Source organism: Bartonella sp. B23, assembly GCF_053793815.1.
Genome location: NZ_CP200033.1, coordinates 987,390 through 1,005,872, shown reverse-complemented (window position 1 = coordinate 1,005,872; position 18,483 = coordinate 987,390). Strand labels below are relative to the sequence as shown.

Sequence of the window (18,483 nt, the reverse complement as noted above, 5' to 3'; positions counted from 1 at the left end):
TCCTATGACAAACATCTGTGCGAGATTGTGTTAGACAGAATATTTAAATTTTGAGGCTAAAACTATTTTATAGGTTAAGTGACAAAGAAAGTAAGCCATAAAATGCCTTTTCCATGCTTTTTTTCATGGTCAAAAATTAAAAATGATAAAAAATAATTATTGATATTAAATTGTTTATTATATAAGATACAAGGATAGAATAAAGCTCTTTGATGTTACGATAGAAAGCATTAATAGAGCTATTGTATGTGTATATATTACATGAATTTTGATGTTTTTTGACAACTTGGGTGCACATTAATAGCATAGGGAACATTCTTGTTTCCATATAGATTTACTTAAGGGCTCTTAAAACAATAATTCCTGGTGTTTGTGCTACATAATCCATAAAAGGGGAGTCTACAACTTTTTCATTTTCTTTTCGTGAAGAAGCATTTCGTAGCATTGGACCATTATCTGTTATGATAAAAAAACCTACGTGGGTTACATCCAACCCAGCAAGTTTGGTGTAGATACCGATGAAATCACCGGATTGTAACTGACTTAAAACTTCTTCATCAATAAAGTTACTTGGAATATAAGTTATATTGCGTTTAACAATTGGTAATCCGGGAAGATAGTTTCCACCATCTGCTTTTTTATTGAGATGTTTTTCAATGTTTACCGCATTAGGGCTGATCTGCGCGGTGATGTCATCGGCAATTTTATATTTTCTATAAGCCCAATCAGTGAAAAAGTGTTTCCGGTCTAAAAAACTAATATTACCATCAATGTAACGCGTTCGGATAACGTTATTTATGAATTCTGTTTGCGAAGTTGATTTCCGTAATGCTTCAATATAGTCCAGATAAGTGAAACAATCTAAACCTCTAAAGTCAATTATTAGTTTTTCTGATACATTTTGTGAACCATGTAACATATTTGCTTGGTAAGGTGTTCCTAAAAAAGCTGCAGATAGAAAGTCAATCATTTTTCCTGTCTCATGGTCATTGATTTTCAACCGTTCTTTAAGAAGAACATTGAGCTTTTTTAAAGTATAAGAATCTAGATTCACTTGTTTTTTTTGCTGTGTTTTCGTTTTGTTTTCAGGAGTCTCTTTATTTATGTTAGAATTCTGAAAATCATATCCTGTAATCAACGTGAAAATTAAAATAAATAGGAATATTTTTCGCATTTTTTTACCATTTTTGAATTGAATAATGAGCGGTACTTTTCTACGCTAACCAGATTGTCCTATGTTAATTGTAGCATATTATAAATGCAGCATAAATAGATATAGCTATGGTTTTATTTTAGGTTATGCTGATTGTGTGCAAGGTAGGTGTTTTTTAGCATAAAAATGCACAAAAATTTTTTAAATAATTGAAATTATATTAAAATGTAATTTTCTATTTTTAGAAAGCATATTTATCGCTACCCTCTTTAATTTTAAGAAAGTTATAGGTAAATTATTATGCTGGAACCCGTATGCATTTCATTCATCAAAAGGGATTTTTTGAAAAAGATGATCCTTTATAAAGATATGTACAGTGTCGCGTATTTAGTAAAATGAGGATTTGTGGCATTTTTAAGTTTTTACTTTCATGATGGTTTTTTTAAGAATAAGTTATGTTATTAGCTATTTTTAATAGCAGGTGGAGTTTAACAGATTGTAGGGAAAACAATTTGCATGCTATGAGTAATCAAAAATGCGATTCAAAAATTATCCATCAGGGGTTCGTTTTAGTTTTTATTATTTTGTTGTTGTATGTTATTGCTATTGCAATCGTTGGTTCTGTTTTGCTTGAATATTTTGCTTATCTCTATTATAAGCTTTGCGCTTGATAATTTCATATGTGCTATAGCATGGAGCTGTTCTATGTTGTTTATTAGGCGTCTCTTGTCAGGAATGAATAGTGTTGATTTTTAAACCTGCATGGCATATCCTGCTGATATGTCCAATGATAAGATCCGTATACGCGATTTTGGTTTATTGGGAATCGCATTTGAATTGAGGTTTATTTTAGGTTCATTGATCGGTGTTTTTTAGGTCAGTTTGGTTCGCATGTTGCGTTTCATTTTGCCGTTGATTTTTCATTCATTTTATTTTTGCATGGATTATGCTTCCTAAAATTCTCTCTATGTGGAATCGGTGCGCTTTTAATATTAAAATGTAATGTACAGATCTTTTCTTTTCTAGATGCTTGTTTTCAGTTTTGGCAATATCCAAAGGTTCTTTAGGTGTCGTTGGCCTTTTTTCTTCATTGGTTTGCTGAATCTGTATGGCTTTGTATTTGATCATTCATTGCTAAAGAGTGTTATAATTGGGGCACGTTTTTCATCGAGATGTCCTAAGTGTTTTGGTATAGGGTAGATTATTGTTGTAACTCCTATTTTTCCTTATTTTTCTAAGAAATGAGGCAGTTGGTTTATTGCTATGGTAGGGCTTGTGTTTGCATCAGTTGCTATGCCTGTGGCTACGTATTTGCAACGCAAGCGTGGATGGTTTATCTCGTCTTTACGTATATCGTGATTGAATGTTCTGTTCATGCGCCCATGCGTGCCACTATTTCAGCACAGATACCAGCGAATGTGCAAGGAGAATCTCCGGGAGCGATGGTTTCTACTATTTCATTGAGTCTTATATTTGATCCCATTTTTTATATATTTATTTTCGAATAATTTACGCATGGAGATGTGATGTTCCATTTTTATTGCGCTACTTTTGGGGGAGTCTTTTATGTGTTTGTTGTTGCGACGATAATCTTTGCCTTATGGGTACGATAGATTTCTGGATTTTTAGCTGGTAAGAATATTCTCCAAGTTGGCATTTTATCAAAGTCGTTTTATGGAGGAAGGATTATTATCTGTTATTTTGAAAAGAAAATTTTGTATACGGAAAATGGTGCAATTTCAATTAAGCTATTTTTTATAATTCATGATAAGATTGCTGAAATATTGAAAGAGGTAGTGGCTATCTTGTGGGCCGGGAGAAGCTTCAGGGTGATATTGAACCGAAAAAATTGGTTTTCCAATGATCCGAATACCACAGTTAGAACCATCAAAAAGGGAAATATGTGTTTCTTGGACATGTGATGGTAGAGATGCAGCATCTACAGCAAAGCCATGGTTCATTGATACAATCTCAACTTTTCCGGTGTCAAGATCTTTAATAGGATGGTTGGCACCATGATGTCCTTGGTGCATTTTTATGGTTTTTGCCCCAAGAGTTAGAGCTAAAAGTTGGTGACCAAGGCATATACCGAAAAGTGGCAAATTATGGTCAATTAGCGTTTTAATAGTTGGAACTGCGTATTGAGCTGTTGCTGCCGGATCGCCTGGGCCATTAGAAAGAAAAATACCATCAGGGTTCATTGCCAAAATTTCTTCTGCATTTGTGTGTGCAGGCACGACGGTAATGCGTGCATTTTGTGTAGCAATAAGACGTAGAATATTACGCTTAATGCCATAGTCGATTGCAATGATATGAAGATTGTGCACATTGTTTGTATGATATCCTTTATTCCATATCCATGGCTTTTCACTCCATTGCCTTAACGATTTAGATGTGACTTCTTTTGTAAGGTCAAGATTTATGAGGCCCGACCATTTTTGTGCACGCTTTTGTAAAGAAGGGATATCAAAATTTCCATGAGGATCGTGTGCAATGATAGCATTTTGTGCACCTTTTTCCCGGATAAAAATGGTTAGTGCGCGCGTATCAATACCGCAAAGCGCAATAATTTTACGTGCTTTAAGCCATTGATGCAGGTTTTCATTTGCACGATAGTTGGAAGGACGTGTGATGTCTGCTTTGAAAAGAGCACCGACTGCACCATGACAGTTGAGAGGAGTAAGATCTTCGATATCTTCGCTATTTGTGCCTACATTTCCTATATGAGGGAATGTAAAATTGATAATTTGCTGCGTGTACGACGGATCTGTAAGAATTTCCTCATAACCTGTTATAGCGGTGTTGAAACATACCTCACCCTCGGCAATGCCTGTAGCACCTGCTCCTCTACCTTCAATAACTGTTCCATCAGCTAATACTAAGAGGGCTGTGGGTTTTTTTACACTCCAAGGATCGCGAGATGGGATAGTTTGTGTCATGGTGTATGCCCAAAATTTATTTTTGAAAGATATAAAAACAAACGTTACACAAAAGCTGTTATGCTCTTATGTATATTATTTACAATATTTCACCTAAGGTGGCGAATATAGGTATATTCTATGAAGAGGTAAAGTCTTGTTTTTGAATTTTCTAAAATTCCGATATTAATTATTTTTTATTATGTATTGTAAGACGTGTAATAATTGCTAAGAAGCGATTTTCTGATTGGACAGAATGAGATAATTTGTGTTGTCTAACCAGATTGATGGGGCAGTCAATTCTGCTTTGAAGATGCAGGAGAGTGTGCATCTTTCCATACTTTTTGTTTAGTAAGACGCTAGGTCAGAGATCGTGATATTCTTTAATTATGATGAAGAAAATTTAAAGGTGAATAATTGATATAGTCTGTTTTCACTAACATGCTTGAACGTTTTAACAATGTGAGGAATTAACGCGTGCTTATAAGAACTTTTGTCACTTAGAATTAGTAGAGAAAGCATCAAGAAAATTTTGATAAGCAATAATTATTCCATACAGGTTAGTGCGAAGGAATATTTTTTAGTAAACAAGCCAGTGTTTCTTTTTGTTAAGAGGAGAAGAGATCGTTTTCGCTTAGTATATATTCTTTTTTTGCAAATTATTTAGGTTATAAAAGGGCTATAAGTGCTTTAATTATTTTAAATACAAAAAAGTTATTTGGAGAAGATAAGGTGGCTAGAACAAACTGTTCAATATGCAAGTTTGCGTATGTTTTCACGATTATGGTACGGTAAGAGGGATTTTAAAATGCTTATTTTTAAAATAGCAATACCCTCCAGCTGAGATATTTCAAAAAGTATCTCGGGAATAAGTTGTCGTTTGCAATATGCTGTTGAGATAGATTGGAAAGCTCTGTTTTTTTACTTTGAAAAAGGCATATATGTTACGCACGCTCAGAGAAATATAGGTATCCTCCATTTATGCTGAGTTTGTTGTGTAAAGCGGTGAAGCTGTTAAAAATAGCTCGGTTAATAACAGTGGCTTGTTTATTAATCGCAAACGAGAGCGGCGTGCCCACAGGGTGCCTTGTTGGCCAATATGAATGTAATCGCGGGTTAATTTGTCACTGTTAAATAAATAGTGTCCTAATGGGGTAGAGCCTAAATGCATCAATGCTTGATTCTGTTTGGATAGGGTTTCTTGTGGAATTACAGTGCGTCCAAGAAGCCAAGGCTGATTATCTCCCATCAGTATGACTTCACGTAGCCAGTAACGTGCACTGTTGGGGAGATGATCCGCTTCTTCTTGCAATTGATCCCGCGTAATAAAACATTCACGCTGTGGTTCGACACGTATGCAGGTACAGTGATTTTGTAATCGAAGCGTCATTGAGCCCGATTCCATGAGCCAGCTACGGATGTTCTTTGGTAGATGATTGTCTTGATCAGAAAGCCATTTTAGAGGCGGTAAGATGGAATCCCTAGGATTATGCATCATTTACTCCACACCTAAAACCGTACCTCGTACGCTATACCGGACAGCACAAAAAGACGTCCCTATTATAATATAGAAATGCAAAGGTAGCAAGATTTTAAATGGAAAAATGTTAAGGCGAACGTTTAAGCGAAGAATGTTTAAAAAGGTATGATGAAAGCGTGTTGTTGGCTGAAACTTCATATCTATCATTCATAAAATTTAGAAGATAAAAAAACTGAAAGGGAAATGAATAAGGTATCATCTCTTTTTCACTTTCATTAACAGTAAAGGAAATTCTCTTTATGATCTACAAAATTCAAAATTGGTGTTGGAGGTTTCTGGTAAAACCATCTTGTTGATGGAGTACATAGAATTTAGGGCTACGGCGAGAGAAGTTTGGGGAAAAAGTATTATTTTAATAATAATACTGGGTGATTGTGTTGGTATTACAGTGAGATGAGAAAGATTTAATTGTTATTGGTATATTTTATTGATCAAAATTTTGCGTATTGGTGTGGTGCTGAAGCAATCCAAATATTAGAAACAATGATATTTGAATGAATTATAAAAAACTAAATCGATATTGTACAAAAATAATGCCCTCACCCTTGTTGGTGTAAAGTTGCAGCATATGGAAAGGGATAGTGTTCTTGTAAAGAGCTTTGATGTTTCTCATTTAACAATACAATGATGGCGATGCAAAAAATCGTAGCTTAAGCATCTAACCATCACTTCACCACGGGCTGTAATTTTAAAGCTGGGGCGGAAACATTTAAATTGTCTCATTTAGAATCAATGAACACCTTAAAAAAGACAAATAGATATTCTAAGATCGAATCTTTCTTCCTATCCATATAAGAATGCAGGCTCCTATAAAACCTGAAATGAGATAGCCAAGCCAACCAGCAAAGCTCACGCCTAAAAGGCCAAAAGCAAAATTGGCTAATACTGCTCCAATAATTCCCAAGATAATGTTTAAGAAAAGCCCAGTCTGGCTTTTCATAAGACACTGCGCAGCCCAACCTGCAAGGCCGCCGATAATAATAGCTGCAATCCAGCCGATATTTGCATTTTCCATTTGTACTCTCCTTTGCCTGAATCCTAACTAGGGTAAGCTTTGTAAAGGTCAAGGCTAACCTTTTCACCTCAAGGAGAGGTGCTGCCGTTGAAAAATTTGTTACTTTTACTGCGCTGTTTTTTCAATTCGTACGAACATCTTAAGGAACGAGAAAAATAGATATTCAAAAAGTTTAAAAAGAAGTTTATCAATATGACATCAATTATATTAAAAAATATTGTTATTTAAATTTTTATAAATAATTACATAGGCTGAATCTTTAAAAATGGTATAATTTTTGCATATCAATGGATATTTGTATTTCCCTATGTTACGTTTCTTTTCTTTGTGCTGTGGGGTGGTGTGTTGTTTTACAAAAATTTGATTTAACCACGATACTCAGATATGCAAAATTTAATAATCGATGTGATTATTTTATCGTTCGAATGATCTTAAAATTAAAATTTGGCTGTTTGTTGTTCAGCAGGATTACGTAGGCGAGAACTTTTGAGAAGTCCCTGTGCTTCTAAAATCGGATAGATCATTGAGGTTAAAAGGGAGTTGATTTGTTTTAGATCACGTACGGTGTCAAGATGAAGACTGGACGACTCTATGTTTTTAAGATCGCCTTCACGAAGGCGTTTAAAATGCTTTAAACTCATCTCTTTTTCTAAATTTCGGAGTTGATCTTTTTTCTGCACCAGTAAATGCGCAGTGTGTGTATCACGCGAAACAAGAACATTAAATGCGATATGTGCATTGGCCAGAACAATGGCGTGGAATTGCAGGAGGTCATTCCATCCATCGCTGCTAAATTGTAAACCTTTTTGTTTCTTCTTTTTAACCAGTGTAAGCATATTATGAATAATGATGTCTCCTGCCTGATCCAATTTTATACAAGCACTCAGAAGTTCTTGTGTTTGAAGGGCTTGTTCATCAGATAATTTTTGTCTAGCCAATTGTGCGAGATAAAGTTTAATTGCGACATGCTTTTTGTCCAGCATAGTGTTCAGCTGGTTAAGCTCACGGATGATGTCGGGATCGGGTTTTTCATAAAGGTCCATGATTTTTTCTAGCATGATATCCACGAGGTCACAAATATGAATGACTTCACGCATGACATTGGAAAGTGCTAAAGTTGGGCGTTCAAGAACGCTATCATCAAGAGCTGTTTGATCAGATAAACTGAGTATTTTATCGCTTTGCGTTGTTTTTGTACTTATACGAACAATTTTAGCGGTTAATTTTAAAACCCATTTCGAGAGTGGTATTCCAGCAAGGAGAATGAAAACGTTAAAAATAATATGAGCGTTGGTAACTTGAGCAGAGGGGGCATTGCCAAGCCATGTGATTGGTGGTTGAAAAAAAAGAAATAAGATGAGGATAAAGATTGAACCGGCACCACGCATAAATAAATTTCCTAAGGGAATGAGGCGGGAATTAGGGGAGGCATTTCGCGTTAAAATTGGAGCTATAAGAGAAGAACCAAAATTAACGCCAAGAACCATTATAACACATAGTTGAGCGTGGATGAGGTCGTAGTTGGCAAAATTGACCAGCAAAATTATTCCTGCAATGGATGAATGTAAGAGGTAAGTTAATGCTGCTGCCAACAAAAAAGTGGAAATAGGATCGGTTGAAAGATAACGAATAATGCTAGGAAGAACAGCACTATTACGTAAAGGTTCCATGGCTGCGCTTATCATTTGTAAAGATAACACCAAAAGACCAATACCAATGATAATACGCCCTATTTGACGCCAATCACGTTTTTCAGTTGTCATGAAGATACATGTGCCAATTAAAAGACATAGTGGCACAACAAGTGTGAGGTTATAGGAAAGAATTTTGACAACGAATGCTGATCCTAATTCTCCTCCACGTACAGCCATAAGTCCTGCTAATTCAGAGATAAAACCGGATTCGACAAAAGAACCAACAAGGAGTGTTACTGCTGTAGAGCTTTGTAAAATTATTGCTGAAAAAAGTCCAAAACTTATCGCAAATAATGGTTTGGAAATGACGTAGCGCATTTTATATTTAAGTCTGTCACTATAGGCACGTTTAACACCTGTGCGTACCATACGTGTGGCCCAAAGAAGTAAAGAAATAGCGCCTGCAAGATGAAGGAGTACCAATGAACTATTCATGATACTTTTTCTTTCTCTGTTGTTATAAATAGGGTTGATCTAAAAAAATTGATGAATTTAGATTTATCGTTTTACTGTTCTTTTACTTTTAGTATATGATGAAAATCATAGCCACTTGGATTTTGAAAAATCTTTAGACCAAAACTAGGAAGGATGGAATAAAGGTGGTCAAAAATATCAGATTGAATTTGTTCATATTCTAACCAAACAGTTGTGTTGGTAAAACAATAAATTTCCAAAGGCAAACCATTGGGTGTAGGAGATAATTGTCGTGTCATCAAAGTCATGTTTTGTGCGATGTTTAAATGATTTTTTAGGTAAGCAAAAACATAAGCACGGAAAGTTCCAATGTTGGTTAAACGGCGGGTATTGGCTAACACGTCGTGATTTTTGTTTAATTGAGCATTCCATTCGTCAATTTCTGGTATTTTTTGTGTGAAATAATCTTCTAACAAATTAAATCGAGAAAGGTATTCTTGTTCTTCTTTTGTATGAAAACGGATGCTTGATTGGTCAATAAAGAGGGATCGTTTAATACGTCGTCCACCTGCTTCTTTCATTCCACGCCAATTCTTAAAAGGGTGAGTCACCAATTTACGGATAGGCACAGTTGTGATTGTTTTATCAAAATTTTGAACTTTAACAGTATGAAGTGCAATTTCAGTGACATCACCATCTACATCAAGACTTGGGATTTGAATCCAATCACCAACACGTACCATATCAGTAGATGAAATTTGGATACCTGCAACGAGAGAAAGAAGAGTGTCTTGGAAAATTAAAATGAGGACAGCAGCCATTGCACCAAGACTGGATAGAAGAATGAGCGGTGAGCGATCCATTAATGTGGCTACCATGAGAATTGCAGCTGCAGTAAAAAGCGCAATTTTGGCAATTTGAATATAACCCTTTATTGGTTTTAATCGTGCCGTTGGCTGTTGTTCATAAAGGATATTGATAACATTAAGAAGAGAGGAAATTGCTAAGACAACAACAAAAATAATGAAGGCGTTGGCAACATTGCCTACAATAGTACTGAGAGCATCAGGGAGTCTTTGGATAAAATTAATGCCGATTGAAAGAGTAGAGGCTGCAACAGCGTTAGCCATGTAGCGAATGGTGGCTTCAATATCAGCGGTGGTATTTTTAGAGAGAAAAGAAGAAAGCTTTTTTGCTCTGTGTGAGAGGAGGTTTTGTGCTAAAAAGTTGACTAAAAGCGCAATGATGATAAGAATAATGAGCCAAGCAATAGCTTCTAGCAAAGGATGTTGAACGAGAAATTTTATCACTTTTTTACTCTCCATTTCTGAAAAATATACGGTTAGACCTTTAAAAATTTTTAACCGCTTAAAAGGAAGTATTGGAATTATGCTCTAAAGTAGTTAAATATGCAAAAAAGAATTTTAAAACTCTGTGAGAGATAATGCGCTTTCCGCCTGATTTTCTTTATGATCTTCGCACGAAATTACCGATTTCAACAGTTATTGGCCAAAGGGTGGTATTTGATCCTCAAAAAAGCAAGCCTTCGCGAGGAGATTTTTGGTGTTGTTGCCCATTTCATGGTGAGAAAACTCCAAGTTTTCATTGTGATGATCGTAAAGGACGCTATTATTGTTTTGGCTGTGGTGTGAGTGGTGATATTTTTACTTTTCTTTGTGAACTTGATGGATTGCACTTTTCAGAAAGTGTAGAGCGTTTGGCTGATTTTGCGGGAATAAAATTACCTCTTTTTGATACACAAAGCCATAAACGTCAAATGGAAAAGGCTGATCTTTATGATGTTATGGGAATAGCTACGAGTTTTTTTCAACAAAGCTTGCATGATAAAGTAGGTGCCCAGGCGCGTCGTTATCTTGATGCGCGGGGGGTGACACCAAAGCTTGTCGAGCGTTTTCGAATTGGTTTTGCACCAATGAAACGTACAGCTTTGAAAGAAGCTTTAGGCGCGCGTGGTATTTCAATAAAACAAATGGAAGATTGTGGACTTCTCAAATTGAGTGAAGATAATACGATTTCCTATGATCGATTTAGAAACCGTATTATGTTTCCTATTGAAGACTTACGCGGACGTGTGGTGGCTTTTGGAGGACGTGCGTTAGAAAAGGATGTGTCAGCAAAATATCTCAATAGTCCTGAAACGGTACTGTTTCATAAAGGAAATATGCTTTACAATGCAGCAGCAGCTCGCAAAAATAGCCGCTTCGTTGGCGATGAAAAAATCCATTCACTCCTTGTTGTCGAAGGTTATATGGATGTGATTGCGTTGACCAAAGCTGGTTTTGAAGGAGTGGTAGCGCCTTTAGGTACAGCATTAACGGAAACGCAAATTGGGCTTTTATGGAAAATGGGGAGTGATCCCATTTTGTGTTTTGATGGTGATGATGCTGGTTTAAAAGCAGCTTTTCGTGCTGCTGATCGTGTGCTTCCCCTTTTAAAGGCTGGGGTTTCAGTGCGCTTTGTTTTGTTGCCACAAGGTAAAGATCCAGATGAAATTATTGCTGCTGGTGGTGCACAACTTTTTTCTTCTTTTTTGCAAAAAGCGATTCCGTTAATTGAGCTTTTATGGTGGCGTGCTGCTTACGGAAAGAATTTTGAAACCCCAGAAGCACGAGCAGCGCTAGAAAAACAACTGAAACAGCAAATTTTTACGATTAAGGATGAAGATATACGCCGTTATTATTTGCAAGATATAAAGAAACGGCTTTTTGATTTTTTTCGTCCCTCTTTTTCGAAAAAAAAAGACGCAGGGCAGTATCAACAGTCTTCTCAAACTAGAATATTTAAAGATCAATCTTTTTCCATTTTGGCAAATTCTGATATGGTGCGCAATTCGTCGCAGTCTATTCCGCTGCGTGAGGCCGTTATTTTATTGCTTTTAGCCTATTACCCTGAGTTATGGTATGAAAACTTTGAAGTATTTGCTGAATTGGAATTACACAATACTCAATTGGTTTGTTTTCATCAATCTATGTTAGAAATTCTTGGAAATCAGCAACTTCATGATAAACAGACAATGGTTGCACTCTTAGAAGAAAAAGGGCAAAAAGATTTGTTAGAGCGTATGAAACATCTTGTGCAACATGTTGGTATGCGCGCTGTCTTTATTGGAGCTCCTGTAGAAGATGCTCGTGCTATATTAAAACAGGCTATCTACTTGCATCTTCAAGAACACCACCTACATAAGAGATTACAAGATATTGAAGAGCAACTCGTAAAGAATCCTAAGAGTGAGATTTTTGATTTGCTTCGTGAGACAAAAAGTGAGTTAGAACAAACACAAGCAACAGAAGCGTTAATTGAGGGATTTGGAAGTTGGTTGGATGAAAAAGTAGACGGGAATAACAAAGATACGATAAAATGATTCGCTTTTTTAATGCGAATCAGTCACCTAAGGCGTAGGATGAGGAGGTTCATGTAGGGCATCATCTTTATAAAAAAATGACGATTAGATTTTAGGAAAAGCGGGAAATTGGTTCTTACTTGTAGGATACAGAGATTATCTCAGAAAGGCTGAGAGGTGTCGGGGAAACTTCTGGAGTTTTCCCGCGTTTTTGTGTGAATGAATGATGTATACAAAATGTATTCTTTCAAATAGTAATCTCCTCTAAAAGAGGGGAGTATTATGGAAAACTGTTAGTACGCTTAAGTGAGAGCGCGAAAAGCTGGTCACGTGGAAGCTGTGGAGTGATCAAGTGGAGTTACGGTATGGCAACAAAGGTTAAACAGAAAGATAATATGGAAGTAATAAGCCACGCGAGTTTGGATAATCCTCTTCTTGATTTTTCTGATGATGCCATTAAAAAAATGGTTAAGCTCGCCAAAAAAAATGGTTATGTGACGATGGATGAACTGAATGCAGTTCTTCCGTCTGAAGAGGTTACATCCGAACAAATTGAAGATATCTTGGCGATGTTTTCTGAAATGGGTGTTAATGTTGTGGACGATGAAGATGAAGTCGATTCTGAACATTATGATGAAGGAATTACTGTAGAGGGTGGAGATTTAGTAGAGGCCTCTGGCCATGCGATCGTTACAACAACAAATAAGCGTGAAGTAGCAGATCGTACTGATGATCCGGTGCGTATGTATTTACGCGAAATGGGAGCTGTTGAGCTGCTTTCTCGGGAAGGAGAAATCGCCATTGCTAAGCGTATTGAAGCAGGGCGTGAGACAATGATTGCAGGACTTTGTGAGAGTCCTTTGACTTTTCAAGCTCTTATCATCTGGCGTGAAGAATTGAAAGAGCAGCGTATTCTTCTTCGTGAAATTATTGATCTTGAAATGACTTACGCTGGTCCGGAAGCTAAGCAGGCTCCTATTGTTGAACGAGGAGAAGTTGATGAGATAAAAGAGGAAAAAATATCTCATAGTACGCGTGATATGCTGGGCATTGAAGGAGATAGAGGCATTGAGGATGATGAGGAGGACGATGACGAGGTTAACTTGTCGCTTGCTGCAATGGAAAGTGAACTTTGTCCTCAAGTAATGGAAACATTGGATTTCATCGCGCAAACCTATGTAAAATTGCGAAAATTACAAGATCAGCATGTTGAGAGTAGTTTGGCAGAGCGTAAAGAGGGTGCTCTCACGCCTTCTCAGAGGAAAAAATGCATTCAATTAAAGGGTGAGTTGATTCAAGCAGTAAAATCCCTTTCTTTGAACCAGAATCGTATCGAATCTTTGGTTGAGCAGCTTTATGACATCAATAAGAGATTGATTCATAATGAGGGTAAGCTAAAGCGGATTGCTAATAGTTACGGCATTGGTCATGAGGACTTTTTAAAAGAATACCAAGGACGAGAATTAGATGCAGATTGGATAAATTATATTGCAACTTTGCCAGGATCTGGTTGGAAGGAATTTTCAACACGTGAAGCAAGGGAAATTCAAAAGCTGCGCTGCGAGATACAAAATCTTGCGCAAGAGACGGCTATTTCGATTGGTGAATTTCGTCGGATTGTTACACAGGTACAGAAAGGTGAACGCGAATCAACAATTGCTAAAAAAGAAATGGTGGAGGCTAATCTACGTCTCGTGATTTCAATTGCAAAAAAATATACCAATCGTGGTTTGCAGTTTCTTGATCTTATTCAAGAAGGTAATATCGGTTTGATGAAAGCCGTGGATAAATTTGAATATCGGCGTGGGTATAAGTTTTCAACTTATGCAACATGGTGGATTCGTCAGGCAATTACCCGTTCAATTGCTGATCAGGCACGTACTATTCGTATCCCTGTTCATATGATTGAAACAATCAATAAAATTGTTCGTACATCCCGACAAATTTTGCATGAAATTGGACGTGAGCCCACACCAGAAGAGCTGTCTAGTAAGCTTTCTATGCCGTTAGAAAAAGTGCGGAAGGTTCTTAAGATTGCAAAAGAGCCTATTTCACTTGAAACGCCTGTTGGTGATGAGGATGATTCACATTTGGGTGATTTTATTGAGGATAGGAATGCATTATTGCCGATTGATGCTGCTATTCAGGCGAATTTGCGGGATACGACAACGCGCGTCCTTGCTTCATTAACTCCACGTGAAGAACGTGTTTTGCGAATGCGTTTTGGTATAGGGATGAATACCGATCATACGTTGGAAGAAGTTGGTCAACAATTTTCGGTGACTCGGGAACGTATTCGACAGATTGAAGCAAAGGCTCTTCGTAAGTTGAAGCATCCTAGCCGTTCACGAAAATTGCGTAGTTTTCTCGATTCTTAAATAAAGGATGTTGTGTTTTTATCTGTAGAGCTAAAAAGATAATAGCGTGACATTTCGTGGTGACTTCTCAACAAAATAAACGCGGTGTTCTAAGCATCCTTTGTGTGTATCGTAGGGATTGTGGATTTTTAAAGAGATGCAATACCTTAAAGGTAACTTATTAAGGTATGTTAGATTTTTATAACGAAATGCACGGTTTCTTTTGTAGTAATGAGGCTTTTATAGAAGCAATTTATGCAGATATGTGGGAGTCTAAAAATTCCATTTGGATGGGTATTATTGTTTTAGATTGTAAAATATTAACTGCGTGTTGAAATTTTTTCTATGTTGCTCATAACAGATGTTTTTATGCTTTATTTTTCTTTATACAAGATGCTTGCTAAAAATAGAGTACATCTTTCTTTATTGATTTTAAAAAATTGTCTTAAGGAAACAGAGTGGATTGAATGTTTTTCAAGAAATAAAAATTGGTGGTATAGAAGGGATTGAATTTTGCTTATAGATTTTCTTATTTCAAAAAGATATGATCGATTTTATGAGTGAAAAACCCCCCTTTTGGGAAGTAAAAAAATTAGAAGAAATTTCCATTTCTGAGTGGGAGAGTCTCTGCGATGGTTGTGGGCGTTGTTGTTTGCATAAGGTAGAAGATGATGATACTGGTGATATCTATGCAACCAGTGTCGCGTGTCGTCTTTTAGATGGGGAAACTTGTCGGTGTCGGGACTATATTCATCGGCAATCAATTGTTTCAAACTGTATATCGTTAGATGTTGCAACGGTTAAAAAAGCCCGTTGGCTTCCGGAGAGTTGTGCTTATCGGTTGATTAATGAGGGAAAAGGTCTTCAATGGTGGCATCCACTGGTGTCAGGAAATTGGCAGACGGTGCATAAAACACAATTTTCTGCCCGTGGACAGATAGAAATTTACGAAGACGAGTTATCGTCCGAAGAGGCTTATCTCGACCATATCACCGGTCTTCTCTGTGAAGGCCAATGATATGATTATTTTACGAAATAATTGATGATATTAGATGATATTATATGGCTTATTCTACAGCAAATACTACGACAACACTGACGTTGTAGCCCAACTCACCCCCTGAAAAATTTGTATCGGTGTAGCCTGCATGTGTTGCACTTCTCATAAGCCGTGGCGTTGGATAATAATTGTCATTATTTTCATTGATTGCAATGATTTTTCCTAATTTCAAATTTGCTGCTTGTGCTATAGTTTCTGCTTTTTCAATGGATTCAGAAATAGCTTTTTTACGTGCTTCTTGATAAAATGGCTTTGTATCGGCGTTGGTAAAGGTGATACCATTAACTGAGTTAACGCCGAGCGCCATTGCTTGATCAAATATTTTACCAGCATTGGCAAGATCACGAATACGTACCGTTAAAGAATTTGAAACATAATACGGTCTTTCGTTATTCTTTTTTTCATGACGTTGATTGGGATTAGATTGATAAATGGACAAGCCTGATGTTTGCAAATCATTTTCTTGTATGCCGTTGTTTTTAAAAGCATTTACAATATCATTCATGGATTTATTGTTAGCTGTTAATGCTTTCTGGGCGGTTTTGTCATGTGTAACAACGGCTAAATTGATAATTGCCATATCCGGTTCTGCTCGGCTCTCGCCGGTTGCGGTAACCGTAATAGTCGATTTCATTCTACTTTTTTCAGCGTGCACGGTGAGTGAACTGGCCAGCAATGTAAATGCTATTACAGCTATTTTGACTCTACAATGATTTAATGGTTGGAAAATTGTTTTTGTCATATCTGCTCCTTTGTATTTGTTAATCTTCCACTTTCTCATTTTTGAGAGTTTTTGTAAAGAAATTAGGGCACTAGAGAAAAAAAACGACAGATAAACAGAAAAAGATAGATTATAACTCGAGTAGGCTCTTGTATCATAGGCCGTTTTAGTTTAGACAAAAGCAACCTGTGTGGGGCCTGTAGCTCAATTGGTTAGAGCCAGCGGCTCATAACCGCTTGGTTGGGGGTTCGAGTCCCTCCGGGCCCACCATTTATAGGATAAATAGGTTATAGAGAAGTTTTAGAGGTTTCGCTTCCACTATTTTTTGAATTTTTTTCTGTTTGTCTTGAATCTTCTTGTAGTTTTCTTGAATGTGGCTTCTTATCACTCTCCTTAGTATCAAGGGATATTGTTCTATCTTTAGGCCAACTAGAATTTTGTTTTTATTCGTGATATTGTAGCATTTGCATTAGCTGATAGGTATTGCTCTTTGCTTTCTCAATATCTATGCTGATATTATTTCTTAAAATAGATGTTTTACCCTAGTGAGACAAATTTGAAAGTTTTTGGTGCGTTTGGGTAAAATTGGAAGAAAAACTTTTATCTTAAATCGGCTTTTCTCTATTTTGTAATAAGTAACATTATTTGTTATGCTTTTTCGAAAGTTTAGATCTGTATCATTTTAATCCAATTTTGATGATTTGAGCCTGTATAAAAGAAAGTAGGTCACAGACATTTATGTATATCGTGGGGGAAAAGATGATAACGTTTTTCGCTATTTTATTGTAAATACTTGTGCAATTTATGTACAGGTGTCATTAAGGCTTGACCCATTGTACCTTTTTAAGTATTGCTATCCCTGTCCATGACAGACTTCTATGCTGGTATTTCTAAGGAGCCTCCGGAGGGAAGGTGGCTTTTTCTGGAAGGCGTGTCGTAGAGTCCTAAGCAGTGCTGATGTTCATAAAAACTGTACATATTGCGTCGTTATGTACTTGCTTTGCTATATCGTTTAAAAACATAGATAGTGCTGTGTAGAATAGGATTGTGATATATTTTTCATTTAAAATAAGGTTTTTTGTATTTTCTTATACAGAGAATAGTAATGTCTTCAAAGATATTTTCACATCAATTAGTCATTGGTTTGATTCACAAGATCCGAGTAACATTATTAGCGGTGTTTATAAAAGTGATGATACCATTTTTTCATAAAAAAGTCCGAACTGTGCGATGTTTTCTGTTTCACCATGGTACATAACTGACAGAATCCCATCTGATTGTATAAGAGCAGTTTGTACACAATCACTTCCATACTGCTTATTACAAATATTTTTTGTAAGGTATGGGACATGTGTAAACGCTTTAGCGTTAGGCAGTTTGACTACACGGAGTATAACGATGAAGGATAGCGAAAAATTTGAGGCCGCTTTGTCTGATATTATAGTGAAATGGGAAGCCTTGTCGAGAGCTCAAAAGCAAGAAATATTGAAAATAGTAGAAAGCTCTACAACTTCTGCTCAGTCAGTAGAACACTTAAAGCTTCAATCTTCTTTTTATCTCCAGACGAAATCAAAGCGATGAGTTTTAAATCTTCATCGGAAATGTTAAAACCGGTTATTACGTATATAGCGCTGGCATTTCCGAGTGTGTTAAGAATAGCCATCAGTTTATCTACAGAGGGTCTTTTTCCTCCATTTATCATTTGCTGTACGTAGTTTTGTCCACAGCCTGCTGCTTTGCTTATTTCAATCATTGTGCGTCCATCACTTTTTATTAATTCAATTAAGCGTTGGAACCAATCTTTTTCAGTCTTTTTCATTTTTAGACCTTTACACATTTACGCTATAGCGTTAATATTGAACTGCGAATCTAGAGTAGATGATATAAGGAGCGTGAGAATATCCATGCGTAGCTTTTTGCCTATGGAGGATAGATGGTCTTTTTTAACTAATAACAAAATGTCCCCATGCACTTTCAGATTCGAATCAATAAAAAATGGTTATTTAGTTCCACGGTTGTAACAGGATGAATGCGTATGACCAGATATGGAAATACACTTGGTGTGTTCATGAAATATTGCTGATGATATACGCAGCGTCACTATAAATCAAGATATACCCTAACATTGGCATTTGTAAGGAATTTCTGCGTCGAGGCCGTGCTCAGATAAAATAGAGTTTTACAGCCTTAAGAGGGGGATAGTGGCTGTAAAAAATGTAAATTCATGGGCACAGAGCGTCATTTTTTTAA

12 protein-coding genes, 1 tRNA gene and 1 pseudogene are annotated in these 18,483 nt (G+C 36.5%); 6 read left to right on the top strand and 8 right to left on the bottom strand.

Translation table 11 applies throughout. The features are described 5' to 3' along the window. Window positions 1-334: 334 nt before the first annotated feature. On the bottom strand, window positions 335-1,174 hold the full coding sequence (locus V4B17_RS04510; protein WP_455479014.1) for a DUF1460 domain-containing protein: 840 nt from the start codon (window positions 1,172-1,174) through the stop codon (window positions 335-337). 500 nt (window positions 1,175-1,674) lie between these two features. Between V4B17_RS04510 and V4B17_RS04505 the strand changes: the two are divergent. Next, a pseudogene (locus V4B17_RS04505) lies at window positions 1,675-2,766 on the top strand (MFS transporter). Window positions 2,767-2,901: 135 nt separating this feature from the next. Here V4B17_RS04505 and carA read toward each other — a convergent pair. The 5 genes from carA to V4B17_RS04480 all read right to left on the bottom strand — a co-directional run bounded on the left by carA (window position 2,902) and on the right by V4B17_RS04480 (window position 10,044). Beyond that, window positions 2,902-4,092, bottom strand: a complete 1,191-nt coding sequence (gene carA / locus V4B17_RS04500; protein WP_455479013.1) for a glutamine-hydrolyzing carbamoyl-phosphate synthase small subunit — start codon at window positions 4,090-4,092, stop codon at window positions 2,902-2,904. A 958-nt stretch (window positions 4,093-5,050) separates the two neighbouring features. After that, the gene (gene ubiC, locus V4B17_RS04495) at window positions 5,051-5,569 is read right to left on the bottom strand and encodes a chorismate lyase (protein WP_455479012.1); all 519 of its coding nucleotides are present in this window, start codon (window positions 5,567-5,569) and stop codon (window positions 5,051-5,053) included. Window positions 5,570-6,374: 805 nt separating this feature from the next. After that, a complete protein-coding gene (locus V4B17_RS04490; protein ID WP_455479011.1) occupies window positions 6,375-6,626 on the bottom strand; it encodes a GlsB/YeaQ/YmgE family stress response membrane protein in 252 nt (83 codons plus the stop codon). A 437-nt stretch (window positions 6,627-7,063) separates the two neighbouring features. After that, window positions 7,064-8,755 (bottom strand): Na/Pi cotransporter family protein, encoded by a 1,692-nt coding sequence (locus V4B17_RS04485; RefSeq protein ID WP_455479010.1) that lies wholly within the window; start codon window positions 8,753-8,755, stop codon window positions 7,064-7,066. Between the two features lie 71 nt (window positions 8,756-8,826). Beyond that, window positions 8,827-10,044 carry a mechanosensitive ion channel family protein gene (locus tag V4B17_RS04480; protein WP_455479009.1) on the bottom strand — a complete coding sequence of 406 codons (1,218 nt, stop codon included), beginning with the start codon at window positions 10,042-10,044 and terminating at the stop codon, window positions 8,827-8,829. A 134-nt stretch (window positions 10,045-10,178) separates the two neighbouring features. Here V4B17_RS04480 and dnaG point away from each other — a divergent pair, with 134 nt between their 5' ends. From dnaG to V4B17_RS04465, 3 genes are all read left to right on the top strand, one after another. Continuing rightward, window positions 10,179-12,116: a DNA primase gene (gene dnaG, locus V4B17_RS04475; RefSeq protein WP_455479008.1), complete on the top strand. Its 1,938-nt coding sequence runs from the start codon at window positions 10,179-10,181 to the stop codon at window positions 12,114-12,116. 344 nt (window positions 12,117-12,460) lie between these two features. Further along, window positions 12,461-14,473, top strand: a complete 2,013-nt coding sequence (gene rpoD / locus V4B17_RS04470; RefSeq protein WP_455479007.1) for an RNA polymerase sigma factor RpoD — start codon at window positions 12,461-12,463, stop codon at window positions 14,471-14,473. Window positions 14,474-15,008: 535 nt separating this feature from the next. Beyond that, complete coding sequence (locus V4B17_RS04465) at window positions 15,009-15,470, top strand: YcgN family cysteine cluster protein (RefSeq protein WP_455479006.1); 462 nt, start codon at window positions 15,009-15,011, stop codon at window positions 15,468-15,470. 49 nt (window positions 15,471-15,519) lie between these two features. Here V4B17_RS04465 and V4B17_RS04460 read toward each other — a convergent pair whose 3' ends face one another. Continuing rightward, the gene (locus V4B17_RS04460; RefSeq protein ID WP_455479005.1) at window positions 15,520-16,254 is read right to left on the bottom strand and encodes an SIMPL domain-containing protein; all 735 of its coding nucleotides are present in this window, start codon (window positions 16,252-16,254) and stop codon (window positions 15,520-15,522) included. Between the two features lie 172 nt (window positions 16,255-16,426). Between V4B17_RS04460 and V4B17_RS04455 the strand changes: the two genes are divergently transcribed. Beyond that, a tRNA-Ile gene (locus tag V4B17_RS04455) sits at window positions 16,427-16,503 on the top strand. Window positions 16,504-17,631: 1,128 nt separating this feature from the next. Continuing rightward, window positions 17,632-17,814, top strand: coding sequence for a hypothetical protein (locus V4B17_RS04450; protein ID WP_455479004.1), 183 nt, complete (start codon window positions 17,632-17,634; stop codon window positions 17,812-17,814). Here V4B17_RS04450 and V4B17_RS04445 read toward each other — a convergent pair. Then, complete coding sequence (locus V4B17_RS04445) at window positions 17,738-18,052, bottom strand: helix-turn-helix domain-containing protein (RefSeq protein WP_455479003.1); 315 nt, start codon at window positions 18,050-18,052, stop codon at window positions 17,738-17,740. The two genes, V4B17_RS04450 and V4B17_RS04445, sit on opposite strands and share 77 nt — an antisense overlap. Window positions 18,053-18,483 lie beyond the last annotated feature (431 nt).